The sequence below is a fragment of the Bradyrhizobium sp. USDA 372 genome (assembly GCF_053629095.1).
Genome location: NZ_JBRJHR010000001.1, coordinates 6,593,448 through 6,617,716, shown reverse-complemented (window position 1 = coordinate 6,617,716; position 24,269 = coordinate 6,593,448). Strand labels below are relative to the sequence as shown.

At 64.2% G+C, this 24,269-nt stretch carries 26 protein-coding genes; 10 read left to right on the top strand and 16 right to left on the bottom strand.

Annotated elements, in window-relative coordinates; translation table 11 throughout:
- Window positions 1-109 precede the first annotated feature (109 nt).
- Window positions 110-949: a formate/nitrite transporter family protein gene (locus AB7M16_RS30990; RefSeq protein ID WP_172783957.1), complete on the top strand. Its 840-nt coding sequence runs from the start codon at window positions 110-112 to the stop codon at window positions 947-949.
- Between the two features lie 67 nt (window positions 950-1,016).
- Window positions 1,017-2,744: a protein kinase domain-containing protein gene (locus AB7M16_RS30985; protein ID WP_453946255.1), complete on the top strand. Its 1,728-nt coding sequence runs from the start codon at window positions 1,017-1,019 to the stop codon at window positions 2,742-2,744.
- 91 nt (window positions 2,745-2,835) lie between these two features.
- Here the strand turns inward: AB7M16_RS30985 and AB7M16_RS30980 are convergent, their stop codons facing one another.
- Window positions 2,836-3,705 carry an SDR family oxidoreductase gene (locus AB7M16_RS30980; protein ID WP_453946254.1) on the bottom strand — a complete coding sequence of 290 codons (870 nt, stop codon included), beginning with the start codon at window positions 3,703-3,705 and terminating at the stop codon, window positions 2,836-2,838.
- Window positions 3,706-3,807: 102 nt separating this feature from the next.
- Between AB7M16_RS30980 and AB7M16_RS30975 the strand changes: the two genes are divergently transcribed.
- Window positions 3,808-4,701 (top strand): LysR family transcriptional regulator, encoded by an 894-nt coding sequence (locus tag AB7M16_RS30975; RefSeq protein WP_453947286.1) that lies wholly within the window; start codon window positions 3,808-3,810, stop codon window positions 4,699-4,701.
- Window positions 4,702-4,728: 27 nt separating this feature from the next.
- On the opposite strand, the gene AB7M16_RS30970 is transcribed toward AB7M16_RS30975, so the two are convergent.
- Entirely contained in the window at window positions 4,729-5,646 is a 918-nt protein-coding gene (locus AB7M16_RS30970; protein WP_453946253.1) for an intradiol ring-cleavage dioxygenase, read from the bottom strand.
- A gap of 160 nt (window positions 5,647-5,806) precedes the next feature.
- Between AB7M16_RS30970 and AB7M16_RS30965 the strand changes: the two genes are divergently transcribed.
- A complete protein-coding gene (locus AB7M16_RS30965; protein ID WP_439363866.1) occupies window positions 5,807-7,081 on the top strand; it encodes a serine hydrolase in 1,275 nt (424 codons plus the stop codon).
- A gap of 53 nt (window positions 7,082-7,134) precedes the next feature.
- Here AB7M16_RS30965 and AB7M16_RS30960 read toward each other — a convergent pair whose 3' ends face one another.
- The 3 genes from AB7M16_RS30960 to AB7M16_RS30950 form a co-directional block, all read right to left on the bottom strand.
- Complete coding sequence (locus AB7M16_RS30960; RefSeq protein ID WP_212254779.1) at window positions 7,135-8,454, bottom strand: TRAP transporter large permease; 1,320 nt, start codon at window positions 8,452-8,454, stop codon at window positions 7,135-7,137.
- Window positions 8,451-8,966 (bottom strand): TRAP transporter small permease, encoded by a 516-nt coding sequence (locus tag AB7M16_RS30955; RefSeq protein WP_212254778.1) that lies wholly within the window; start codon window positions 8,964-8,966, stop codon window positions 8,451-8,453. The genes AB7M16_RS30960 and AB7M16_RS30955 overlap by 4 nt, the downstream gene beginning before the upstream one ends.
- A gap of 82 nt (window positions 8,967-9,048) precedes the next feature.
- Window positions 9,049-10,047: a TRAP transporter substrate-binding protein gene (locus tag AB7M16_RS30950; RefSeq protein ID WP_212254777.1), complete on the bottom strand. Its 999-nt coding sequence runs from the start codon at window positions 10,045-10,047 to the stop codon at window positions 9,049-9,051.
- A gap of 80 nt (window positions 10,048-10,127) precedes the next feature.
- On the opposite strand from AB7M16_RS30950, the gene AB7M16_RS30945 reads away from it, so the two are divergent.
- On the top strand, window positions 10,128-10,307 hold the full coding sequence (locus tag AB7M16_RS30945) for a hypothetical protein (protein WP_172783948.1): 180 nt from the start codon (window positions 10,128-10,130) through the stop codon (window positions 10,305-10,307).
- A gap of 97 nt (window positions 10,308-10,404) precedes the next feature.
- On the opposite strand, the gene AB7M16_RS30940 is transcribed toward AB7M16_RS30945, so the two are convergent.
- Window positions 10,405-10,638, bottom strand: coding sequence for a hypothetical protein (locus AB7M16_RS30940; RefSeq protein WP_172783947.1), 234 nt, complete (start codon window positions 10,636-10,638; stop codon window positions 10,405-10,407).
- 137 nt (window positions 10,639-10,775) lie between these two features.
- On the opposite strand from AB7M16_RS30940, the gene AB7M16_RS30935 reads away from it, so the two are divergent.
- Entirely contained in the window at window positions 10,776-11,120 is a 345-nt protein-coding gene (locus tag AB7M16_RS30935; protein WP_212254776.1) for a DUF1236 domain-containing protein, read from the top strand.
- 106 nt (window positions 11,121-11,226) lie between these two features.
- On the opposite strand, the gene AB7M16_RS30930 is transcribed toward AB7M16_RS30935, so the two are convergent.
- The 4 genes from AB7M16_RS30930 to AB7M16_RS30915 form a co-directional block, all read right to left on the bottom strand.
- Window positions 11,227-12,771: a peroxidase family protein gene (locus tag AB7M16_RS30930; RefSeq protein ID WP_453946252.1), complete on the bottom strand. Its 1,545-nt coding sequence runs from the start codon at window positions 12,769-12,771 to the stop codon at window positions 11,227-11,229.
- Window positions 12,772-13,022: 251 nt separating this feature from the next.
- Window positions 13,023-13,295 carry a hypothetical protein gene (locus tag AB7M16_RS30925; protein WP_172783944.1) on the bottom strand — a complete coding sequence of 91 codons (273 nt, stop codon included), beginning with the start codon at window positions 13,293-13,295 and terminating at the stop codon, window positions 13,023-13,025.
- 144 nt (window positions 13,296-13,439) lie between these two features.
- Entirely contained in the window at window positions 13,440-14,171 is a 732-nt protein-coding gene (locus AB7M16_RS30920; RefSeq protein ID WP_212254774.1) for a cytochrome c biogenesis CcdA family protein, read from the bottom strand.
- Between the two features lie 206 nt (window positions 14,172-14,377).
- A complete protein-coding gene (locus tag AB7M16_RS30915; protein ID WP_453946251.1) occupies window positions 14,378-14,725 on the bottom strand; it encodes a hypothetical protein in 348 nt (115 codons plus the stop codon).
- 402 nt (window positions 14,726-15,127) lie between these two features.
- Here AB7M16_RS30915 and AB7M16_RS30910 point away from each other — a divergent pair, with 402 nt between their 5' ends.
- The 4 genes from AB7M16_RS30910 (at window position 15,128) to AB7M16_RS30895 (ending at window position 18,103) form a co-directional block, all read left to right on the top strand.
- Complete coding sequence (locus AB7M16_RS30910; RefSeq protein ID WP_172783942.1) at window positions 15,128-16,177, top strand: LysR family transcriptional regulator; 1,050 nt, start codon at window positions 15,128-15,130, stop codon at window positions 16,175-16,177.
- Between the two features lie 29 nt (window positions 16,178-16,206).
- Window positions 16,207-16,578 (top strand): helix-turn-helix domain-containing protein, encoded by a 372-nt coding sequence (locus tag AB7M16_RS30905; RefSeq protein ID WP_020608151.1) that lies wholly within the window; start codon window positions 16,207-16,209, stop codon window positions 16,576-16,578.
- 316 nt (window positions 16,579-16,894) lie between these two features.
- Window positions 16,895-17,716 carry an enoyl-CoA hydratase gene (locus AB7M16_RS30900; RefSeq protein ID WP_453946250.1) on the top strand — a complete coding sequence of 274 codons (822 nt, stop codon included), beginning with the start codon at window positions 16,895-16,897 and terminating at the stop codon, window positions 17,714-17,716.
- Between the two features lie 105 nt (window positions 17,717-17,821).
- Entirely contained in the window at window positions 17,822-18,103 is a 282-nt protein-coding gene (locus AB7M16_RS30895) for a hypothetical protein (protein ID WP_172783940.1), read from the top strand.
- A gap of 41 nt (window positions 18,104-18,144) precedes the next feature.
- On the opposite strand, the gene AB7M16_RS30890 is transcribed toward AB7M16_RS30895, so the two are convergent.
- The 6 genes from AB7M16_RS30890 to AB7M16_RS30865 form a co-directional block, all read right to left on the bottom strand.
- Window positions 18,145-19,224 carry an isocitrate/isopropylmalate dehydrogenase family protein gene (locus AB7M16_RS30890; RefSeq protein ID WP_453946249.1) on the bottom strand — a complete coding sequence of 360 codons (1,080 nt, stop codon included), beginning with the start codon at window positions 19,222-19,224 and terminating at the stop codon, window positions 18,145-18,147.
- A 131-nt stretch (window positions 19,225-19,355) separates the two neighbouring features.
- A complete protein-coding gene (locus tag AB7M16_RS30885) occupies window positions 19,356-20,423 on the bottom strand; it encodes an alcohol dehydrogenase (RefSeq protein WP_212254770.1) in 1,068 nt (355 codons plus the stop codon).
- A gap of 75 nt (window positions 20,424-20,498) precedes the next feature.
- On the bottom strand, window positions 20,499-21,470 hold the full coding sequence (locus AB7M16_RS30880) for an ABC transporter ATP-binding protein (protein WP_453946248.1): 972 nt from the start codon (window positions 21,468-21,470) through the stop codon (window positions 20,499-20,501).
- The gene (locus AB7M16_RS30875) at window positions 21,467-22,459 is read right to left on the bottom strand and encodes an ABC transporter ATP-binding protein (protein ID WP_453946247.1); all 993 of its coding nucleotides are present in this window, start codon (window positions 22,457-22,459) and stop codon (window positions 21,467-21,469) included. The genes AB7M16_RS30880 and AB7M16_RS30875 overlap by 4 nt, the downstream gene beginning before the upstream one ends.
- Window positions 22,456-23,328 (bottom strand): ABC transporter permease, encoded by an 873-nt coding sequence (locus AB7M16_RS30870; RefSeq protein WP_453946246.1) that lies wholly within the window; start codon window positions 23,326-23,328, stop codon window positions 22,456-22,458. The genes AB7M16_RS30875 and AB7M16_RS30870 overlap by 4 nt, the downstream gene beginning before the upstream one ends.
- The gene (locus AB7M16_RS30865; RefSeq protein ID WP_172783934.1) at window positions 23,315-24,265 is read right to left on the bottom strand and encodes an ABC transporter permease; all 951 of its coding nucleotides are present in this window, start codon (window positions 24,263-24,265) and stop codon (window positions 23,315-23,317) included. Before AB7M16_RS30865 ends, AB7M16_RS30870 begins: the two co-directional genes overlap by 14 nt.
- Between the last annotated feature and the right edge of the window lie 4 nt (window positions 24,266-24,269).

Sequence of the window (24,269 nt, the reverse complement as noted above, 5' to 3'; positions counted from 1 at the left end):
TTTCCATAGCCCCTCGTGCGCGGCAGGCAGCCCGCACGACCGATGATGTTCAGCCGCGCTCTCGCCTGGGGGCGTGTCGATCTCACTTACGAAGCAAAAGGAACCATTGATGTCGTATCTCGCGCCTTCGGAATTCGTCACCAAGATGGTGGATGCGGGCGAGTCCAAGATCTTCATGTCCACCCGGGATACCATCATCCGCGCCTACATGGCCGGAGCCATCCTGGCCCTCGCGGCTTGGTTCGCCGTCACGATCAACGTCAACACCGGCCAGCCGCTGGTCGGCGCGCTGTTGTTCCCCGTCGGCTTCGTCATGCTCTATCTCCTCGGCTTCGACCTGCTGACGGGCGTGTTCGTGCTCTCGCCGCTCGCGCTGATCGACAAGCGCCCGGGCGTCACGCTCAGTGGCGTGCTACGCAATTGGGGCCTCGTCTTCGTCGGCAATTTCGCCGGCGCCTTCACCGTGGCCTTCATGATGGCCTTCGTAACGACGTTCGGCTTCACGCAAGCCCCCGACAAGGTCGGCGCGGCCATCGGCAATATCGGCGAAGGCCGAACGCTGGGTTATGCCGCGCACGGCGCGGCCGGCATGGCGACGCTGTTCCTGCGCGGCATGCTCTGCAACTGGATGGTCTCGACCGGCGTCGTCGGCGCCATGATCTCGACCTCTGTCCCCGGCAAGGTCATCGCGATGTGGATGCCGATCCTGGTGTTCTTCTACATGGTGTTCGAGCATTCCGTCGTGAACATGTTCCTGTTCCCGTCGGGCCTGCTGCTCGGCGCGAAGTTCTCGATCATGGACTATCTGATCTGGAACGAGATCCCGACCGTGCTCGGCAACCTCGTCGGCGGCCTCGCCTTCACCGGCATGACCCTCTATGCCACCCACGTCATGACCCTGCCGAAGCGCCAGGCGGAGAAGGCTGCAAAGCCCCGCGTCGCGGCCTGATCACACGCACCTCAACACGAGAGCCTCGCCCGTATAGGGTGAGGCTCTCTTTGCCTTGGTGACGACGATGACCCGCGGACTCCTGATTTCGGTCGGCCAGCACTCCGACAAGGGCCGCAAGCCCGTCAACCAGGACTTCCACGGCGTCCTCATTCCCGAGGAGCCGCTGCTCAGCCTGAAGGGCATCGCGGCCGTCCTCGCCGACGGCATTTCCTCGAGCACGGTGAGCCAGATCGCCAGCGAGTCGGCGGTCAAGAGCTTCCTGATGGACTATTACTGCACGTCGGAATCCTGGACGGTGAAGACCTCCGCCCGCCGCGTGCTGGAGGCGACCAATTCCTGGCTGCATGCGCAGACGCGCAAGAGCCAATATGCCTATGACCGCGACAAGGGCTATGTCTGCACGCTCAGCGCCATGGTCATCAAGGCGGCGACCGCGCACATCTTCCATGTCGGCGACTGCCGCATCTACCGCCTCGCCGGCAAGGCGCTCGAGCAGCTGACCGACGATCACCGCATCATCGTGTCGTCGGAGCAGACCTATCTCGGCCGCGCGCTCGGTATCAACCCGCAACTCGAGATCGACTACCAGACGGTCGAGATCCAGGCCGGCGACACCTTCCTGCTGGCGACGGACGGTGCCTATGAGTTTGTCGATGCGCGTTTCGTCACGAGTGCCATCAACGAGCACGCAGCCGAGCTCGACGGCGCGGCGAAGGCGATCGTGGAGGAAGCCTATCGGCGCGGCAGCGACGACAACATCACGGTCCAGATTCTGCGGATCGACGCGGTGCCGGAGGAAACCGGCGTTTTCGATCGGACCTCGACGCTGCCACTCCCGCCTCTTTTGGAGCCGCGCGCGATGTTCGACGGCTACCGGACCATCCGGGAGATCCATGGCAGCAGCCGCAGCCACATCTATCTCGCCGTCGATGCGGAAACCGAGGAAACGGTCGCGCTCAAGATTCCGTCGATCGACCTGCGCGACAACCAGGCCTATCTGAAACGTTTCCTGATGGAAGAGTGGATCGCGCGGCGGATCGACAGTCCGTACGTGCTCAAGCCGCGATCGCGATCGACGCGGCGCAATTATCTCTACGTCGCGACCGAGTTCGTCGAGGGGCAGACGTTGCGGCAGTGGATGCTCGACAATCCGCGGCCCGATCTGGAGACGGTGCGCAGGATCATCGAGCAGATCGCCACCGGGCTTCGCGCCTTCCACCGCATGGAGATGCTGCACCAGGACCTCCGGCCCGACAACGTCCTGATCGACAAGACCGGTACCGCCAAGATCATCGACTTCGGATCAGTGAGGGTCGCGGGCGTCGCCGAAGCCGCGCCGAGAGCGGCCGACACGGAAATTCTCGGCACTGTTCAATATACGGCACCGGAATATTTCCTCGGCGAAGGCGGCTCGCCCCGCTCCGACATGTTCTCGCTGGCCGCCATCTGCTACCAGATGCTGACTGGGCATCTGCCCTACGGCGCCCAGCTTGCGAAAATCCGCGGACGATCGGACGCGTGGAAATTGCGATATCGCCCCGCGATCGATGCCGAGCGCGGCATCCCGGGCTGGATCGACGGCGCGCTCAGGAAAGCGCTGCATCCCGATCCCTACAAGCGCCACGAGGACATGTCCGAGTTCGTCTTCGAGCTCAGAAATCCCAATCCGGCCTATCTGAACACGCGCATCACGCCCCTCCTCGAGCGCAATCCGCTGATGTTCTGGAAGCTGACCTCGGCCGCGCTCGCCTGCGCTGTCGTCGTGCTGCTGGCGCTGCTGCACGCGCGCTGAGGCGTGGAGAGATCCGCGAACGTGCGAGCTGCGTCGTAATCGAATAGATCATGATGGAATTCCTTGACGTGATCGGGGAATGCCGCCGCCGTCAGGCGGAGGCCGTGATCTCGGAGACAAAGTCCCGGTAGGAGCGCAGTGGGCGACCCAGCATCTCGGTCAGACGCTCGACGTCGCCGGCATCGGGTATCATCCCCTCCGTGAGAAAGCGCTCGCTCATCAGGCGCATGTCGAAGGCCATCCAGCTCGGCATGAACTGCCTCAGATTCTTTTCGAAGCCAGCAGTGTCGTCGCCCGGGTAGACGATCGTGCGGCCCAGCGCCTCGGACCAGATGGCGGCGGCCTTCGCGCCGGTCAGCTGATCGCGACCGACGAGATTGAAGCGTGCGAGCGGAAGCGGCGTTGCAGCCCGCTCGCGCCGAACGAGCTCGATCGCGGCGATCTCGCCGATGTCGCGTGCGTCGATCATCGCGAGGCCCTTGCTGCCGATGGGCATCGGATAGATGCCATAACCGAGCACGACGTCCTTGATCGTGAGATCGTTGTTCATGAAGTAGGCCGGGCGCAGGATGGTGGCGTCGAAGCCCATCTGCTCGATCATGCGCTCGACACCGAACTTGCCGGCAAAGTGCGGCACGTTGACGTAGTGATCGCTGTGGATCACCGACAGGTAGACGACCCGCTCGACGCCGGCCTCCCGCGCGACGTTGAGCGCGACCAGCGCCTGGGTGAATTCATCCGCGACGACTCCGTTGAGCAGAAACAGGGTCGAGACTCCCGTGAAGGCGCCGCGTAGCGCGTCGACGTCGAGGAGGTCACCCTGCACGACGGTGACCTCTGCAGGCAGGTTCGCCTTCGCAGGATCGCGGACGAGCGCGCGCAGGTCGGCGCCGCGCTTGACGAGTTGTTCGACGACGTGGCGGCCAACGGTGCCGGTGGCGCCGGTAACGAGAATGGTCATGGGGGTCACTCCGGGTTGGGTTTGAAGACACCCCGAAACTAGTGATCCACAATCTGACTGATAGACGGTATATTTGGACAGACCGTCTCACTGGTGGAACACATGGATCTCCTAGCCCTCGCCGATTTCAATCTGGTCGCCCGGCATGGCGGGTTCGGACGCGCCGCGCGTGCTGCGGGTCGTCCGAAGGCTACCTTGTCCCGCCGGGTCGCGGAGCTCGAGGCGGCGCTCAACCTGCGCCTGTTCGAACGCGGCGCGCGCACCTTGAAACTCACCCAGGAAGGACGCGCGCTTTACGAGCGGACCGGGACGTTGCTGACCGAGCTCGACGAGACCGCCGCAGCGATCGCTTCGGGAGGCGACAGGCCGCGCGGCAAGTTGCGCATCAGCGCACCCTTGCTGTTCTCTCAGATCGCCATGGGGAAGCTGGCCGCCGCCTTCGCCCTGAAATATCCGGAGGTCCGCCTGGAAATAACGACGGAAGACCGGGCCGTCGACATGGTCGAGGAAGGTTATGACCTCGTCATTCGAGTCGGTCCCGATCCGGATGAGAGCCTCGTAGGTCGCATCTTCCTGCGCGACCGGCTGGTGGTCGTGGCGAGCCCCCACCTGAAACGACCAAAGGACAAGCTCGCAGTACCCGCCGTCGTTCGCGGGACGGGTGACCGGAGTGTCGCCTGGAACGTGACGGGGCCGACTGGTCGATTGCGTGTTGCAGTCGATCCAGTGCTCAGCCTGGCATCCCTGATCATGGTCCGTGACGCGGTCAGAGCCGGCGTCGGTGCTGGATGCCTTCCCCTGTCCCTCGTCAGTCCCGATCTATCCGTTGGCACGTTGAGCCATTGGGGTGACATCGACGCTCCCGAGATCCAGCTGTGGGCGCTCTACCCGTCGCGGCGATTGCTGAGCGCACGTGTTTCCGCCTTCCTCGACTTCCTGAAGGAAGCCTTTCCGAAGGGCACGTCCGAGGAGCTTGCCGCCTATCTCGAAAGATAGTCGCTGCGCGCGCCGATTTCCTGATCCTCACGCCGGCTCCGCCGTCTTCACCCCCAGCGGTTTCGGCGCCACGCCGCCGCCGGGCTTGAGGTGGAATTCGTAAGTCATCAGGTGCCACCGCCCGTTCGCCTTGGTGCCGTCGGGCATTGTGGGATCGTTGCGTGGCTCGACCTTGGCGACGAGATCGTCCTTCACCCCGAACACCACGTCGGAATCGAGATATTTGTCGCCGTCCATGAAGACGTGGGTGATCAGCGGCTCATAGCCCTTGGCATTGACCAGGAAGTGCACGTGCGCCGGGCGCATCGGGTGGCGGCCGGTCTGCACGATCATCTCGCCGACGGGACCATCGGTCGGAATCGGATAGCTGCACGGCAGGATGGTGCGGAAGAAGAAGCGGCCGTCGCTGTCGGTGATGAAACGCGCCCGCGCCGAGGCGCCGACCTCGTCATAGTTCGGCTTCTGGGAGTCGTAGAAGCCGTCATCATCGGCGTGCCAGACGTCGACGGGAACGTTCGCAAGCGGCTTGCCCTGCAAATCCGTGACGCGGCTCTGCACGAACATCCGCTCGCCCGTCTGATTGTTCGGCGAGATGTCGGTGCCGTGCGCAGTCACCTTGTGCTCGCCGACATAGAACGGACCAAGCACCGTAGTCTGAGTGGCACCGTCGCGATCCCTGTGATTGACGGCGTCGACCAACATGGAGACGCCGAGCACGTCGGACAAGAGGATGAATTCCTGGCGGGTGTCGGTGCATTTCTGCCCGGTGCGGGTCAGGAAATCGATGGCGTATTCCCATTCCCCGAAGGTGAGACCGGTCTTGCTCACGTAATCGTGCAGCGACTTCACCAATTCCTGCAGCAGGAATTTCGCACGCGTATCGGGCTTCCGATCGAAGCTTTTGACGACGGCTTCGGTGAGGTCGGTCTCATTGAATTGCGTCATGGTGCGTTTGCCCTCGCGTTTTTATCGTTGGCCCGGGCGGGCTCCTTGCGTTCCGAGGCCGAGTCTACACCACGCGGCCCGGCCTCGTTAAGCGCAACCGACTTGGAATGCGGCCGCCATTTCGGTATCAACTTTCCGACAAAACGCCCCGGAGGAACTGATGCTCGCCCCCACCCCTGCCTCGCCCGAATCCGTCGGCATGTCCAAGGCTGCGCTCGACCGCGTCGATGCGCATCTCAAGCGCCGGTACATCGATGCCGGACGCTTCCCGGGCACGCATCTTCTGGTCTACCGCCGCGGCAAGGTCGCGCACAGCTCGGTGCAGGGCTTTGCCGACGTCGAGCGCAAGGTGGCGGTGAAGGACGATACGATCTACCGCATCTATTCCATGACCAAGCCGCTCACCAGCGTCGCCTTCATGATGCTGGTCGAGGAAGGGCTCGTCGCGATCGACGAGCCCGTCGCCAAATACATTCCGGAGTGGAAGGATCTCGGCGTGTTCGTCGCCGGCACCTATCCGGCGTTCCTGACCCGGCCGCCCTCCCGGCCGATGCTGATCGTCGACCTCTTGCGCCATACGTCTGGACTGACCTACGGCTTCCAGCAACGCTCCAACGTCGATGCCGCCTATCGCACCGAGAAGATCGGCGAGGTCGAGAAATCAGGCACGCTGCAGAGCATGATCGAGGGCCTGGCAAAGATCCCGCTGGAGTTCTCGCCGGGCGAGTCCTGGAACTATTCCGTCGCAACCGACGTGATCGGCTATCTCATCGGCAAGATCTCGGGCATGCCGTTCGAGCAGTTCCTCAAATCGCGCATCCTCGATCCGCTCGGCATGACCGACACCGACTTCCACGTGCCGGCATCGAAGGCGCATCGCTTCGCGGCCTGCTATTCGGCGGACCCGGGCGGCGGCACGGCCTTCCATGCCGGCCAGCGCCGCGAGGGGCTGACACTTCAGGACGATCCGACAACGAGCTCGTTCCTGTCGCCGCCCTCGTTCATCTCCGGCGGCGGCGGCCTGTGCTCGACGGTCGCCGACTATCTCACCTTCTGCCGCGCGCTGCTCAATGGCGGCGAGCTCGGCGGCGTCAGGCTGATCGGGCCGAAGACGCTGGCGCTGATGACGACCAACCACATTCCGGGTGGGCGTGCGCTGCCGGAGGTCTCGCGCTCGCTGTTCTCGGAAGCCACCTATAACGGCATCGGCTTCGGTCTCGGCTTCGCCGTCACCATGCGCCCGGCCGAGACGCTGATCGCCGGCAGCCCCGGCGAATACAATTGGGGCGGCGCCGCCACGACCTCGTTCTGGATCGATCCCGCCGAGGAGCTGATCACGATCTTGATGACCCAGGTGCTGCCGTCGAGTGCTTACCCGCTCCGCCGCGAGCTGCGCAGCATGGTCTACGCCGCAATCACCGAGAGCAACCTGTAACCAATCGCGGCCGATCCCGCGGCTGCCGGCCGCGGGATCGCATGATCAAGCGCTCATTTGAGCATCTCCGGCACGATCAGGCGCGGCAGGAACAGCGACACGCTGGGCCAGACGATGAGCGCCGCCAGCACGAGCAGCATCGGGATCAGCATGATCATCGTGTCCTTCAGGGCATAGCGCAGCCGCACGCCGGCGATCGAGCAGGCGATCATCAGACAGAGGCCATAGGGCGGCGTCACCAGTCCGAAGGCCAGCGACACGATGGAGATGATCGCGAACTGGACCGGATGGAGATCGACGGACTTGGCGAGCGGCTCCAGCACGGTGCCGACGATGATGATCGCCGGGATGGCGTCGAGGAAGCAGCCCACCACCAGAAAGCAGAAGGCGATGAAGAAGCCCGCCGTGACCGTGCCCATGCCCCAGGTCGAGACGTTGGCCAACAGTTCCTGCGGGATCTTGTAATAGGCCAGCAACCAGCCGAAAGCGCTCGCCGTGCCCACGCAGAACAGCGCCACGCCGGCAAGGCGGCCGGTGTCGAGCAAGGCCTTGTACAATTCGCGCAAGCCTGTCTCGCGATAGAAGAATGCGGAGAGCGCTACGGAATAGAGCACCGCGACGCAGGCGGACTCGGTCGCGGTGAACCAGCCGAGCAGAATGCCGCCGACGATGATGAACGGCGTCATCAGCGCCGGTATCGACCGCCAGATGGCGCATCGCATCTCGACCCAGGTCGACTTCGGATATGTCGGATAGCCGCGGCGCACCGCATAGACGTGCACCGTCGCCATCTGCGCGCCCGCGATCAAAAGGCCCGGCACGATGCCGGCCAGATACATCGCCGCGATCGAGGTCGAGATCAGCCCGCCCCAGACGATCATCAGGATCGACGGCGGGATGATGACGGCAAGCACCGCCGACACCGCCGTGATGGCGATGGAGAACGAAAGGTCGTAGCCCTCCTTGCTCTGCGCATCGATGAAGATCTTGGACTGGCTCGCCGCATCCGCGGTGGACGAGCCCGAGATGCCCGCAAAGAACACCGACAGCACGACGTTGATCTGCGCCAGCGATCCCGGCCAATGCCCGACCATCGAGCGCGACAGCTCCACCAGGCGGTCGGTGATGCCGCCGATGCTCATCAGGTTCGCCGTCAGGAGGAAGAACGGCACCGCGAGCAGGATGAAGGAATTGTAGGCGTTGAAGGTTTCCTGCGCGAGCATCATCAGCGACAGGCGCGGCTCGATCAGAAGGATCGGCACGCAGGCCAAGCCGAGCGCGAAGGCGACCGGCACGCGCACGATGAGCAGGCCGATGAAGACCCCGAACAGCACCATCGCGGCCTGTCCGGCAGAAAGTACAGTGCCGCTCATTTCTGTGCCCCGACCAGAATGCGCATTTCATCAATGATCTGTTCGCCCGCAAACACGATCCACGTCACGCCGGCCACCGGCCAGGCGACGTGGATCAGCCAGAGCGGCAAATCGGCCAGCTCCGACGTTCTGTTCCAGGCGAAGCGTGTGAATTCGATTCCGGCCAACACGAACACGAGGGCCAGCGCCAGCACGCCGAGCCGCGCGATGATCCGCACCGCGGCCTCCGAGCGCCGCGACAGATCGGGCCATACGTCGACCTCGAAATGCTGCGCCTCGCGGATGCCCACCATGGCGCCAATCATGATCGTCCAGACGAACAGGAAGCGCGCCATCTCCTCCGTCCAGATGTAGGAGGGAATGAACGGCGTGTAGCGTGAGACGATTTGCAAGGTGACCGGAATGACCAGGATGCCGACGCAGGCGGCGAGCAGGAATTCCAGCAATTTCGCATAGGCCGCGGTGACGCGACGCCACAGCGACGGCGTGGACGGGAGGTGCATTTCGGACATTGGAGCTCCGTACGGCGCTCATCCGCCACGTCCGGGCAGGAAGCGGGGCCTGCCCGGAATGCTGTCGGCGGACGGGGCGGCCTCAGACGACGTTGATCTTCTCGAAAATGCCTTCCGCGCCGATCTCCTTGGCGTAGGTGGCCATCACGGGGTCGGCGAGCTTCTTCATGGCATCGCGCTCCTCGAACGGAACGCGCTTGAGCTTGCCGGCCTTCTCCAGCGTGTCGAGCTTGACGACCTCTTCGCTGGACTCGAGCTGGCGGCCGTAATCGCCGGCCTCCTTGCCCGCCTTCATGATCGCGTCCTGCAGATCCTTGGGCAGGGTCTTCAGCGTCTTCACCGAGAAGCAGATCGGCCGGATCGACACGGCGTGCTGTGTCAGGTTGAGATGCGGGGCCACTTCGTAGAACTTCATCGCCTCGACGCCGGCCGCCTCGTTCTCGCCGGCCGAAATGACCCCGTTCTGGATCGCGTTGTAGATTTCGTTATAGGCGATCACGGTCGGGCTCATGCCGACGGCCGCGAAGGTCTTCGACCAGATCGGCGCGCCCTGCACGCGGACCTTGAGGCCTTTGAGATCGGCGAGGTTCTTGAGCGGCTTGTTGGCGAAGATGTTGCGGATGCCGCCGCCGGCATAGCCGATCAGAACGACTTCGGCCTTGGCCGCGACCTCATCGGCGATCGGCGCCAGGATGTTGGCTTCGACCACCTTGTTCATGTGCTCGATGCCCTTGAACACGAAGGGCGCATCGATGAACGGGGCCGCCTTGGCGAAGGTCGACATGTGGGCCGGCGAGACGATGCCGTAGTCGACCGCCTTGCCCTGCGACATGTATTCGAAATACTGCTTCTCGAGGCCGAGCGAGGAGTTCCTGTGCAAGGTGAAGTTGACGGGCTTGCCGTAATATTTCTTCACCAGCTCCTCGAACCGCAGCAGGGCCCGGTTGAAGGCATGATCGTCATTGAACTGCACGGCACCGTTCAGCGTGATCGGAGCTTGCGCCCTCAGGATCGACGGCATGCCAATGGCAGCTGCCGCAGTGGTTGCGCCGATCCCAGCGAGAAATGACCTTCGCTTCATCGTCTCCCCTCCCTTTGATGCTCCAGCCCTGTCGCCGGGCCGTGAGCGCAGCCGTTATGCGGCTTGTGAGAGGCAAGCGTATGAAAAACCTCGACGGGACGGAAGTGATTTCGCGTGCGTTGCCGGCCCTCATCGTCGCGGCGCTGCTCCGGCACGACCTGCTGCACTGCAACGGGCGCTCCGGCCGGCGCGCTCAGGAGGCAGCCGTGCGGACCTGTGCGCTGCACGCAAGAGGACCGCGCGGCTCCTCGAAGCCCTAATGCACCTAATGCAAATGACCGATCAGATAGATGCCGCCGCCGATCACGATGATCGCCGGCACGGCCCACAGAATCAACACTGGCATCACGCTCCTCCTTAGTTGGACGTGCAGACCTTGACCGTCTTCATGCCGCTCTCAGCCTCAGTGCGCGTCTTGTAGATCGTGCCCGAGGGACTGACGACGGTCATGGACGTGTCCGTCGGCTTCTTGTCGACGATGGTGCACTTCTTGGTCTTGACGTCCTGGACGACGTAAAACTCGTCGGCCGCGAACGCCGGCAGGGACAACGCAGCAACCATCAGCGCTGCGGACGCTATTCTCAACTTCATGTTCTCCTCCTCCAGATTGCAGGGCTCGTTGCCTGCCGATCCCAACGGGAAAAACCGGCAATTTGTTCCTAATCGCCGGGAACGCCACCCGCGATGAGATGTTGGTGCGGCGCTATTCACCTCAGAGGAGAACCAGGATGAAGAAGCTGTTCCTGCTGTCCGCCGCGGCAGCGTTGATCTCGACCGGCGCTTTTGCGCAATCCACCGTGGTGACCACGACGGGAACCGGCCACGCGGCCGCGGTTCAGATCGAGCCGCAATACAGGACCAAGATCAAATCCTACGTCACCGAACATCGCATCCGCCCGGTCACGACGAAGGAGAAGATCATCGTCGGCGCGACGGTGCCGAGCGACGTCGAGCTCGAGGCGGTTCCGTCCGATTGGGGCCCGTCGCTGACGAAGTATCGCTACGTCTATTCGGGAGAGCGCGTGATGCTAGTCGATCCCGGCTCACGCACCGTCGTGCAGGAAATCGACTGATCAGGACGGGAGAGCGGCCGTCTCGGCGGCCGCCTCCCTCCCCGAGTTGATCGCATGACGTCGATCTGTCCGGAAAACCGCGTCGCGCGGTTTTCCGGATCATGGTCTAGACCGTCGAGATGCCGTCGATCGGGCTGATGTCCCCGACGAAACGCAGCAGATCGGCCATCGTGAACTCGCCCGGCACCTGCGAGGGCAGCGTCGGCTTCCAGTTCTTGCCCTTGAGCCAGAGATACGACTGGTGGTCGCCATGGACGAGGCCGACGAAGACCTCGGCGAGCAGGGTCGCGCCGACCGGCCCGAGCCTTTCACCGCCGCCCCGCTGCTCCGCCTCCTTGAGGATGTAGTACCAGAGCGGGGTGTGCTCGTGCAGGCCGTGCTTCTTCGCCACCGCGCCGTCGGTCCCCTTGGCTATTTCGGCCGGCGTCAGCGGGTTCTTGATCTTCATGGCCTTGGCGACGTCCTGCCCGGAGGGCAGGCCCAACAGCACGCCGCGCTTGAGATTGCGGAACGGCAGGCTGCCGCCGTCGCCGGGCAAGGTGTGGAGTTGCGGCACGACGAACGGATCGATCTTGCGCGACGGATTGAGCGTCACGCCGGCAGGATTGTTCGGCAGCACCTGATAGAAGCGCCGCCAGTCGATGATCCAGTTGCTCGAAAGCACCGGAAGCGGGAGCGGCGGCTGAATCGGGTTTGGCGCCAGATCGCCGATGATGCCGCCCGACAGCCCGGTGAACCTGAACAGCAGATCCAGGGTTGCCGGAGTGAGGCCGCCGGGCGTGAAGATCCGGTTGTGGCTATAGACCTGGCGCACCATGCTGTGGCCGAGACGGTAGACGGCGGCTGAAAATTCGACGGGCATGTAGGGTGTCTTCTTGAAGCGGTAGAAACGCCGCCCCTGCTCGAGAATCTTCGCGACGATCCCCTTCTCGGTGATCCGCTCCACGAAATCGTGCAGGACCATCCATTGGTAGTGCCAGGTCACGATCCGGCGCGCTTCCTCGAAGATCTCGCCCGCCGGCTTGCCGGACGCTGCGAGCTGATCGCAGACCTTGTTGTGAAACTTCAGCATCGCAAGATGGGTTTGCGCGACGAGCAGGTTCTCGTCGTTGCGGTGATCGCCGATCAGGGCAAACCCCTCGGGATTGCGCGGCAGGTCGTTGCGATGATCGCCCGTGATGGCATCGACGTTGACGGTCTTGCCAATCAGCAGCTTGGGCCCCGGCGTCTTGCCGTTGTCGGTCGCCGAATTGCGCGCGTACAGATGACGGCTTCCGTCGGGACCGAGACCATAGATGCTGTCGAGATCGAGCGCGGGCGTGCGAAAATTCGTGACCGCGGTCGGATCGGCTTCCTTCTCGCCGAAGGAGGTCAGATCGAGCGTGATATCATGATCGACGAATTGCCCGAGATAAGTGAAACCCGCTGGGACATTGGGATTGTTTCCGGCGGCGTCGCCGGGGGCGGAATCCTTCATCGCGTCGGCGAGCTCATGCAGCGGACCGTCGTCGACAGCCAGCGGCTCCAGGGTCGGAAACATCCGGCCAAACATGCCCGGATCGTCGTGTCCGGAAAGCGTATCCAGAAATTGTCGCGTCGGTTGACGTCCGGCCTTGCCATGACCGGGATGAACATTCACGTCGGTTCCCATCGCTTGCTCCTGCTCAAAATGCTGTAGGGGAGAGGGGCGCCGAAGATGTCGTGATCTAAAATTCTCGTTTCAGTATACGTTCAGAAGAATTGCCCCTCAGGGTGTAGTACGACGAAACATTACCACAGATTGCATTCTATGGATGTGTCCTACCGCGAGGCTTTTTGCCCCACCGACGACACAGGCTTTTGATCGCCCGCAGCTCGAGCAGGAAAGACTAAGGCGCGATCGACCGCCGGCCCAATCGGGCTTCAGCGTTTGGCAGCGAACCGCGACCAGATCTCAGCGTCGGTGTAGAAGTCGACGCCGCCATCGAGATCTCTCACCAGCCATTCGCCGAGATAGACGATCTGAGTGCCGCTGCGCCGCTCGTGCCGAAGCTCGAATTTTCCGTCGGCATCCTTCTGCAGCGAGCAATTCGACTGAACCCAGCTCGGCCACTCCTGCAACGGCTGCCCCAAAAATTGCCAAGCAACCAAAGCCGCGTTGTCCGGCAAGGGTTCTAAGCGCAATGTCTTGGTCACGTGATCTCCACCATGCGAGTTTGTCCCCGATGCAAACGTCTCGGGACCGGAAAGGTTTGGAATCGTCGTTCCCTGACAGCATGCCTGACGGGTTCCAACGGTTCCTCTACTTTTTCGTCCGTGAAAACCCGGTCCCCTCGCGCCCTAACCGATCGTCTGCAGCGCCGGAAACGTCTCCAGCAGCCAGATGCTCACGTTCGAGACCGCGCCGGTGAGAAAACCGATGCCGGTGATCACCATCAAGGCGCCCATGGCGCGCTCGACATTGACGAGGTGGCCCTTCATGCGCGCGAACAGCGCGGAGAACTGCTCGATCATCAGCGCGGCGATCAGGAACGGAATGCCGAGGCCTGCGGAATAGACCGCGAGCAGGCCGGCGCCCCTCGTCACCGTGGCTTCCGCCGCGGCGATCGAGAGGATCGCAGCGAGGATCGGGCCGATGCAGGGCGTCCAGCCGAAGGCGAATGCGAGACCCATGATATAGGCGCCCCACAGGCCGACCGGTTTGGGGATCGGCAGCCGCCCCTCGCGCATCAGAAGGCCAATGCGCGTCAGGCCGAGGAAGTGCAGGCCCATGATGATGATGACGATACCGGCGAGGATCGACAGCTCCGCCGACCAGGCCCGGATCAGCCCGCCGATCAGCGAAGCGCTGGCGCCGAGCGCCACGAAGATGGTGGAGAAGCCGAGCACGAACAGGAGCGCCGACATCATGATCGCGCGCTTGGAGGCCGCGGCCGGCTCGTCGCTCTCGACATGCTCGATCGTGGCGCCCGTGAGGTAGATCAGATAGGGCGGAACCAGAGGCAGGACGCAAGGCGAGAGGAAGCTGACGAGGCCGGCAATCAGCGCCGCCGGGATCGAAACATTTTGCATGATGCAGTCGGAGCCATCTCAGGCCCCGGTACGGCGCGCAGGGAACGCGCCCGGCCCGGAGCCGAACCGGCTCTGGTGTAGCCGATGCCGGAGAATGCGCAACTGAGGCGCACAAAACCAAGGCTCCTCCCGATGCCCTCCGTGATCACAGATGCGGCATCGGGACGCGCACAAACCTCGCCAAAAAGCGGGATTCGGCGGCGCGGCTACTTCACCACGCGGAGCAGCGGACGCCGGGGCTGGTCCTGCGTCTGCTTGGAAGGGGGCGGCGGCTCGCTCGCAGCGCTCCGCAGCATTTCGTCGCACAGCGCCTTGAGATCGGCACTGTCAATTCCTTTCAGTTTCATCCTGACGTCGAGGATGACGATGGACAGCATCTCGGCCGACTCACGGCTGTTGCACGCATTGAGAACCCTGCGGCACTCCTCGAGCGTTTCCAGCACCGACTGCAACTGTTCGTCTGAATGCGACACCGGCGTTCTTTCCGTTAATTCGGCCTGCGAGACGTATCGCTCACGCCCCTTCGGCCCCCCATGGAAAACAAAAGATAGCACGAGGCGACTGCGCCTTCGAACCGGATTTCAGTGTGTTTCTGCTGTGGAACCGTATTTCCGGCCGCCATCGCCATGCGGCACCATCGGCGATCGCCGAAATGCTTTGGGAGCAAACGCCTGATGCGGTGTGTCGATCCATCAGCGGCGACAGCGTGGACTTGCGCGCAAGATCATTCATTGCGGACAGCGCCGGCAATCCCGCAGCCATTTTGCGGCTCGCAACGGAACTCACGCCATACCCCTCAGTCGAGCCGATAGTCTCGCCCGAATTTCCAGCTCATGGCAGCATCCAAATACCGCCCTCAGGTAGTAAGGATGACGTTCAAAACTCGTCGTTCCCCAACCCGTCGTGGTTGTGGTTTGCTCCAGATTCTGCCAGTTTAGCTTTCCAAAGGAAATTGTATGCACTCCTTGGCGGAAAGGGGCGTTCCGCTGGCGGAACGCCCAAAGACAAATGTCAGCGGCCTCTCGGATTGGGACACCGCCCGCATATTTTTGGAAGTCGTGCGAAGCGGAAGCTTTCGCTCGGCGGCCGAGCGCCTGTCGCTGTCGATCAACGCCGTGCGGCGCCGGATCGACGATTTCGAACGCCAGACCGGCACCACGTTATTCACCCGCGACGTCCACGGCACCCATCTGACCGATGAGGGCGCCCTGGTGGTGTCCGCCGTCGAGCGCATGGAGGCGGCCACCTTCGACGTGCTGCGCGCCAGCGATTCGATGGCCAACGCCCTGTCCGGCGAGGTCCGCGTCGCCGTCACCGAGGGGCTCGGCACATTCTGGCTGGCCCCGCGCCTCGTCGAATTCCAGCAGGCCTATCCGAAGATCCTGGTCGACCTGCATTGCGCGATGCGCTCGGCCGACGTCTCGCGCCACGAGGCCGACGTCGCCATCCATCTGTCCCGTCCCTCGGCGCTCGACATCAAGCTGGTGCGGCTCGGCCGCATGCATCTGATGTTCTGGGCCTCCGAGAAATACATCGAGAAGCATGGCGCGCCGCGCTCGGCGGCGGAATTGATCAAGCATCGTCTGGTGCTGCAATTCGCCGACCAGCTCGCCGCCAAGGAATCTTTCGAGAGCTTCTTCCCGGGCGTGTCCGAACGTGACCTTCTGGTCATGAAGACCAACGTCTCGAGCGCCAATTATTGGGCGGTCGCGAATGGCGCCGGCATCGGCGTCTTCCCGAGCTACGCCATTGCGCTTGGCGGGAAGTTGATTCCACTGGAGGTCGAGCTGAACCGGCCGCTGGATATCTGGCTGTCCTACCATCCCGGTAGCGGCCGTATTCCGCGCGTAAGGCACATGATTGACTGGCTGATCGAGGCTTTCAATCCGGCTCGTTTCCCGTGGTTTAAGGAAGAGTTCGTGCACCCGCACGAATTCAAGCACTCGTATATGGGCGAACCCCTGACCCAGCTCTTCGGGGGATTTTCAACCGAAGAACAAAGGTGAAAACAGAGATGAAAGCAGCGGCGAAAAGAATGAAGCAGCGCAGCGCGGGCAAGCCGGACATCGAGCTTGGCAAGCGGATTCGTCTGCGGCGCGTCGAGATGAAGATCTCGCAGGCCGAGCTCGGCGAGAAGCTCGGCGTCAGCTTCCAGCAGGTGCAGAAATACGAGAAGGGCGTCAATCGCGTCGGTGCGGCCCGGCTTCAGCAGATCGCCTCCGCCCTCGATGTGCCCGTGACCTTCTTCTACGACGGTGACAACAAGGCCCGCGAAGTCGAGAGCCTGCTCTTCCTCGACTCGGCCTTCAGCCTCCGCCTGCTGCGCGCCTACAGCAAGATCAAGGATCAGACGGTGCAGCGTCAGCTCGTCTCGCTGATGGAATCGATCGCGGCGAACGAGAGCTGAGGCCGATCGACGGTCCGGCCTTCACGGCCGACGTTCAATCCGCCGCGTCACGGGGACGCGGCCGGATTGCACGCGATCGGCTGGATCCGATCTGAACTTGACTTGGCCCGCGCGCGATTCGCGCGTGGCCTTGATTTTCGGAGCGGCCTGACCGCCCCTTTTTCCTGGCAGTTTTCCTTCGAGTCTCGGCCCCGTCGAACGTCGTGCGCCATGCAATCGCAGCACGGCCGGATGCAGGCTCTGCTCTCCAGCGCCGGTTGACCGCGGCGGCGCCTGCGCCGCACATTGCGCCTCGCCACCGAGCAGCGAGCGCGCGATGCCAGACACTTTCAGCATGACCGAAAAACCCTACGCCGACGGCAAGATCCTCACGCACACGGCCGACGGCGTCGGCGTGATCACTTTCAACAATCCCGACAAGCGCAACGCGATGTCGCTGGAGATGTGGGAGGGATTTGGCGAGGCGCTGACCGCCTTGCGCGACGACGACAAGGTGCGCGTCGTGATCCTGCGCGGCGCCGGCGGCAAGGCGTTCGTCTCGGGCGCCGACATCAGCCAGTTCGAGAAGGTCAGGCACAACGCGGCGGCGTCCGAGCAATACGCCAGGCGCAGCGCCGCCCAGCGCGCCCTCCTCACCGACTATCCCAAGCCGACCATCGCCTGCATCGACGGCTATTGCCTCGGCGGCGGCATGCAGGTCGCGATGCTCGCCGACATCCGCCTCGCCGCGCAGGACAGCCAGTTCGGCATTCCCGCGGCCCGGCTTGGCATCGCCTATGGCTATGACGGCTTGAAGCACCTGGTATCGCTGGTCGGCCCGTCCTGGGCGCGGCTCCTGATGTACACGGGCATGCGCATCGATGCCGCCGAGGCGCTGCGCATCGGCCTCGTCGAGCGCGTGTTCCCGCAAGGCGAGCTCTGGGGCGAGACCATGGCGATTGCCGAGACGATCGCGCAGAATGCTCCGCTCGCGATCAAGGCCGCCAAGGTCACCATTGCGCAGGTCTTGAAAGACGAGAGCGCACGCGACATCGACGCGATCAAGGCGATCGGCAATGCCTGCATGGACTCGGATGATTTCCGGGAAGGCCGCCAGGCCTTCATGGCAAAGCGCAAGCCGCAGTTTCAGGGCCGCTGAAGCTGAACCGACATTCAGGAAGATTAAATTCCGCGCGCGGCCCAGTCGCCATAGCAACCAGTTGATCTCCCGCAAGTTCTCCCGCCACCAACGAGGGAGATTGCGATGAAACTCAGAATTGCTGTTCTTGCGCTGGCTGCGGTGGGTGGTGTGTCGCTCGCGTCGGGACCGGCGCTTGCGGCAATGCCGAACGGCATCCCGCAGGCCGACAAGATCGCAAGCGGTCCGGCTGCGAATATCGATCAGGTCCGCATGGTCTGCAACGCTTGGGGCCGCTGCTGGTGGCGACCAAACTATTACGGTGCCTATGGCTATTACGGCCCACGCCGTTTCTACGGGCCGCGGCCATATGGCTATTACGGCCACCGCCACTGGCGTCGCTGGTAAATGACGTAGGGCCCCGAGGACCGCTTTCGCGCGCGCTTCAACTACAGCGCCGCAAGCACCGCCTTCGTGATGTCAGCCGTGCCGTTGCTGCCGCCGAATTCCATCGGCTTGATGCCGCCGGCATAGACTTGGTCCACCGCACGCTCGATCGTCTCGCCGGCCTCCGCGGCGCTCTCGACGCCGTGTTTGTCGGCGAGCCAATCCAGCATCATCGCGGCGGACAGGATCATGCCGGTGGGATTGGCCTTGCCCTGCCCCATGATATCGGGCGCCGTGCCGTGGCAGGGCTGGAACACCGCGTACTTGTCGCCGATGTCGGCCGACGGCGCCATGCCGAGGCCGCCGATCAGGCTCGCGGTGATGTCGGAGACGATGTCGCCGAACATGTTCTCCATCACCATCACGTCGAAATCCCAGGGACGCTTGACCAGCATCGCCGAGCAGGCATCGACATAGAGCCGGTCGGTCTTCACGCCTGGATGCTTCTTCTCGATCTCGTCGAAGATGCCGCGGAAGAACGCAAAGGCCTTGAACACGTTCGCCTTGTCGACGCAGGTGAGCGCACCGGGCTTGCCGCGCGCCTTGCGCCGCTCGGCGAGGCGGAACGAGAACTCGAACAGGCGCTCGGAGGTTTTGCGCGTGATCACCATGGTCTCGCGCGCGTCCTCATGGGTGACGACGCCCTTGCCCATCGAGGCGAACAGTCCTTCGGTGGACTCCCGGATCACGACGAGATCGATGCCGCGCTGGTCCGCGCCGACGATCGGGCTCGGCACGCCCGGAATGAGGCGTGCGGGCCGCACGCCGGCATAGAGATCGAAGATGAAACGCAGCTCGATCTGCGGCGCGATCTCGGTATTGTCGGGGTAGCGCACCGACGGCAGGCCGCAGGCGCCCAGCAGGATCGCGTCCGCCTCCTCGCAGAGCTTGATGGTGCTATCCGGCATCGACTTGCCGGTCGCGAGATAATGGCTGGCGCCGGCCGGAGCCTCGGTGAAGCGGAAACCGAGGCCGGATTTTTCGCCGACCTTGCGCAGCACCTCGAGCGCCGGCGCCATGACCTCCGGACCAATGCCGTCACCGGCAAGCACGGCAATGTGGAAGGCGTTGTTTGCGGACATGGAAGCCTCGAGGAAGGAGTTAGCCAAGTCGTCATTGCGAGCGAAGCGAAGCAATCCAGAATCTTTCCGCGGAGGCAGCCTGGATTGCTTCGTCGCTTCGCTCCTCGCAATGACGACGGAGAGAGCGTTCGTTACGGCGTCAGCACCGTACGCCCGACCACCGCGCCCTGCTGCAATTGCAGCAGCGCGTCGTTGGCCTTGGCGAGCGGTTGCTGCGTCACCGGGATCGGCGGCACCTTCTTCGACCGCACGAGGTCGAGCAGCTCCTGCGTTTCGCGCAGGTTTCCGACATAGCTGCCCTGGATCGTCACCGCCTTGATCGGAATCAGCGGCAGCGCCCAGGTCGCACCGCCGCCGAACAGGCCGACGATGACGAGCTTGCCGCCTTTGGTCAGGCAATCGAAGCCGAGCTGCGTCGTCGCAGAGTTGCCGACGAGGTCGATCACGGCGCGGATCGGCCCGCCGGCCTTCTTGGCAAGCTGCTCCAGCGCATCCGGCGCCTTGGGATCGACGGTTGAGAGCGCGCCGGCCTTCTCCGCGGCCTCGCGCTTCCTGGCGTCGATATCGACCATGATCGCGCCCTTGCCGCCCATCGCTTTCAGCAGCGACAGCGCCATCAGGCCGAGACCGCCGGCGCCGAACATCACGATCGGCGTGTCGAAATGCTGCTCGACCTTCTTCAGCGCGCTGTAGGTGGTGACGCCCGAGCAGGCATAGGGCGCGGTCGTCGCGGGATCGAGGCCCTTCAGATTGAGCAGGTAGCGCGGATGCGGCACCAGCATGTGATCGGAATAGCCGCCGTCGCAATAGACCCCGAGCGAGCGCGGCGTCAGGCACATGTTCTCGTCACCGGCGAGGCACGTGGCACATTTGCCGCAGCCGATCCAGGGATAGACCAGGCCGACATCGCCGACCTTCAGGTCGCCCTGGTCGGTCGGCTTCACGTCCGGGCCGAAGGCGAGGACCTCGCCGACGGTCTCGTGGCCCATGGTCAGCGGCAGGTTGATGCCGCGGTCCTTCAACGAGAGCGGCTTGCGGCCATGGCCGAGATCGTAGCCGCCTTCCCAGATGTGAAGGTCGCTGTGGCAGACACCGGCGGCCTTCACCTTGATCAGCACCTGCGTGCCCGCGGGCTGCGGCGTCGCCTCGTCGAACTCCTGCAGCGGCGCCTTGAAATCGGCAACCTTGAAACTCTTCATCGGCGTCCTCCCGCATGCTTCTTGTTGTCGCGCCACCATGCCACGGTCGGCGGGGCGAGACAAACCGGTCTTAGTTCAAGCCAGCGGATGGTGGCAAGCCGCGAACTGGCCGGGAGCGACCTCGCGCAACTCCGGTATCTCCGCGCTGCATCGCTGATCGGCCCGCGGGCAGCGGGTGCGGAAGCGGCAGCCGGATGGCGGCGCAATCGGCGATGGCGGCTCGCCGGCCGCCACACTTTCGGCGGGACGCACGTCTGGATCGGGCACCGGGATCGCCTGCAACAGCAGCGCGGTGTAGGGATGCGCAGGCCGCGCGAACAATTGCTCGGAAGGGCCGACCTCGCAGAGCCGGCCGAGATACATCACCGCGACGCGATCGCTGACCGCTTTGACCACCGCGAGGTCATGGGCGATGAACAGCAGCGTCAGGCCGAAGCGCGCCTTCATCTCCTCCAGCAGGTTGAGGATCTGCGCGCGAATGGAGACGTCGAGCGCCGAGACCGGTTCGTCGCAGACGATGAATTCGGGGTTGAGCACCAGCGACCGCGCGATACAGATGCGCTGGCACTGGCCGCCGGAGAATTCGTGCGGCAGGCGGTTCGCCACGAGATCGGGGTCGAGCCCGACCGCGGAGAGCACCTCGTGAACGCGCCGTTTGCGTTCGGCGGCATCCTTGACGCCAGCGATGATCAGCGGCTCGGCGACGATGTCGCCGATGCGCCGGCGCGGGTTGAGCGAGGCGATCGGGTCCTGAAAGATCAGCTGCACGCGGCGGCGCATCCTGCGCAGCGCATCGCCGTCCATCGCGGTGAGGTCCGCGCCGTCGAACATCACGCGGCCGGACTTGGCACGGCGCAGTTGCAGGACGGCGCGGCCGAGCGTCGACTTGCCGCAGCCGGATTCGCCGACCAGTCCGAGCGTCTCGCCGCGCGCAACCTGGAGGCTGACACCGGAGACGGCATGAACAATCTTGTTGCCGAGGCCATATTCGACGACGAGATTGTCGACGTTCAGAAGCGGCGCGGGGCGCACAGCAAGCTGCATCATGCCTCGATCCCCTCCGTCATCCGGATCGGGTGGAAGCAGGCATAGACATGCCCCGGCATCTCGGCACTCGTCAGGACCGGTTTGGCCTCATGACAGCGCGCGGTGGCATAATTGCAGCGCGGCGCGAAGGAGCAGCCCTTCAGCGGCCGCGTCGGATCGGGTGGACGGCCCGAGATCGCCGGCAGCGGCGTATGCGGCGCGGCATCCAGCTTCGGGATCGCCGCCAGCAGCGCCTCGGTGTAGGGCATGTGCATGCGCTTGAACAAGACCTGCGTCGGCGCGCGCTCCACCACCCGGCCCGCATACATCACCGCGACCTCGTCGGCGCGGCCGGCGACGACGCCGAGATCGTGGGTAATAATGATCATCGCCATGTGGCGGCGGCGCTGCTCGCGCGCGAGCAGATCGAGGATCTGCGCCTGGATGGTGACGTCGAGCGCGGTGGTCGGCTCGTCCGCGATCAGGAGCTTCGGTTCGCAGGACAGTGCGATCGCAATCGCGATGCGCTGGCGCATGCCGCCGGAGCATTGATGCGGATATTGCGCGAGCCGCTGCTCCGGCGCGGGAATGCCGACGGCGGCGAGCAGCTCGATGCTGCGCGCCTTCGCGGCGGGGGCGTCGAGCTCGAGGTGCTCCTGGATCGTCTCCATCAGCTGCGTACCGATGGTGAGCACCGGGTTGAGCGAGGTCATGGGGTCCTGGAACACGACCGCGAGATCGCGTCCGCGCAAGCGCCGCAGGCTTTCAGGCTCGAGCCGCACCAGATCCTGTCCGTCGAACATCACCCCGCCCGTCAGCTTCGCCTTCTTCGGCAGCAGCTGCAGCACGGCGCGCGAGAGCATGGTCTTGCCGCAGCCGGATTCACCGACGATCCCGAGCGTGCGTCCGGCCTGCAGCGAAAGGTCGACGTGATCGACGGCGCGCAGGTTTCCGCGCGGGGTCGGCAGCTCGACCGCAACATCCTCGATGGTCAAGAGCGGCGCGCTCACAGTGCCCCCTGACGTGGATCGGTGAGGGCCCGCAAGGTGTCGCCGACGAGGTTGAAGGCCAGCACGGTGAGGAACAGTCCGGCCGCCGGCAGGAACGCCAGCCGCGGCGCGACGTCGAGGCTGTCGCGTCCCTCCCCGATCATGCTGCCCCAGCTCGCCATCGGCGGCGGCACGCCGAGGCCAAGGAAGGACAGCGCGCCTTCGACCACGATGGTGACGGCGACGCCGAGCAGGAAGAAGGCGAGCAGCGGCAGGACGACGTTCGGCAGCAACTCGCGCAGGATGATGCGCGCATGGCTCGCACCGAGCGCCTCGGCCGCGATCACGAACTCGCGCCGCGCCAGCGTCAGCGTCGCCGCGCGCGCCACGCGCATGAAGGCGGGAATGCCGAGCACGCCAAGGACCATCGTGAGGTTCGGGACCGACTGGCCGAGATAGGCGACCACCGCGAGCGCGAAGATCAGCGGCGGAAAGGCGAGCAAGACGTCCATGCTGCCGACCACCAGCGTCTCGAACCGGCCACGGAAATAGCCGGCGAGCAGGCCGAGCGCGCCGCCGACGACAAGGCCGATCATGGGCGCGATCAGCCCGACCGCCAGCGACACCCGCGCGCCAAAGATCAGCCGGGCGAGCTCGTCGCGGCCGAGCCCGTCGGTGCCGAGCCAATGCTCGCCGGAGAAGGGGGCGCGCCGTTCCAGCATGTCCATGTCGGTCGGGTTCTGCAGCGGCAGCACCGGCGCCAGGATCGCGAGCGAAAGGATGATCGCAAGCCAGGCGCTTGCGATCCAGAACAACAGGCCGAGCTTGCGCTTGCGGCCGACCGGCGCGGCCACCTCCTCGTCCTGGATCGACAGCTCAAGCGTGGCCATGGCGGATCCTCGGATCGAGCACGGCGTAGAGCATGTCGACGATGAAATTGACGATGACGAAGCCGCAGGCGACCAGCAGCACCACGCCCTGGAGGATGACGAGGTCGCGGGTGTAGATCGCCCCGACCAGCAGCCGGCCGATGCCGGGCAGCGCGAAGATCGATTCCACGATCAGCGTGCCGCCGAGCAGGCGGCCGATATTGATGCCCGTCACCGTCACCAGGGTCAGCGACGAAGGCTTGAGCGCATGCACGAACAGGATGCGCGATGGCTTGAGGCCCTTTGCTTTGGCCAGCGCAATGTAATCCTCCTGCAAGGTCGCGATCATGTCGGAGCGCAGCACGCGCATGATGCCCGGCCATTCCGCCAGCGCCAATGTCAGCGCCGGCAGCACGAAGAAGCGCAAATTGGCCAGCGGCGCCTCGGTGAACGGCACATAGCCGGTCGCCGGCAGCCAGCGCAGCTCGACCGCGAAAAGATAGATCAGCAGGATCGCGGTCAGGAACGACGGCATCGACAGCATCGCGAACGCGCTGCCGGTCATGAAGCGGTCGAACGCGCCGCCGGCGCGCGCGGCACAGGCGATCGCAACGGGAACGCCGATCAGGAGCCCGATGAACTCGGCCATCAGCATCAGCTGCAGCGAAACCGGAATGCGCTCGGCCACCGCCTGCAGCACGGTCTGCCCGGTGCGGAACGAGCGGCCGAGATCGCCCTGCAACACATGGCCAAGCCAGCTCAGGTAACGCCACCACAACGGCTGATCGAGCCCCATGTCACGGCGCAGCGCTGCGACATTCTCCGGCGTTGCCTGGTCGCCGAGGATAACGAGCGCGAGATCGCCCGGCAAGAGCGAGGCGATCAGGAAGGTGAGCAGCGAGACCGCGAGCAGCACCGGCAGCATCGCAAGGAGCCGCCGAACGACGAAGTTCAGCATCGCG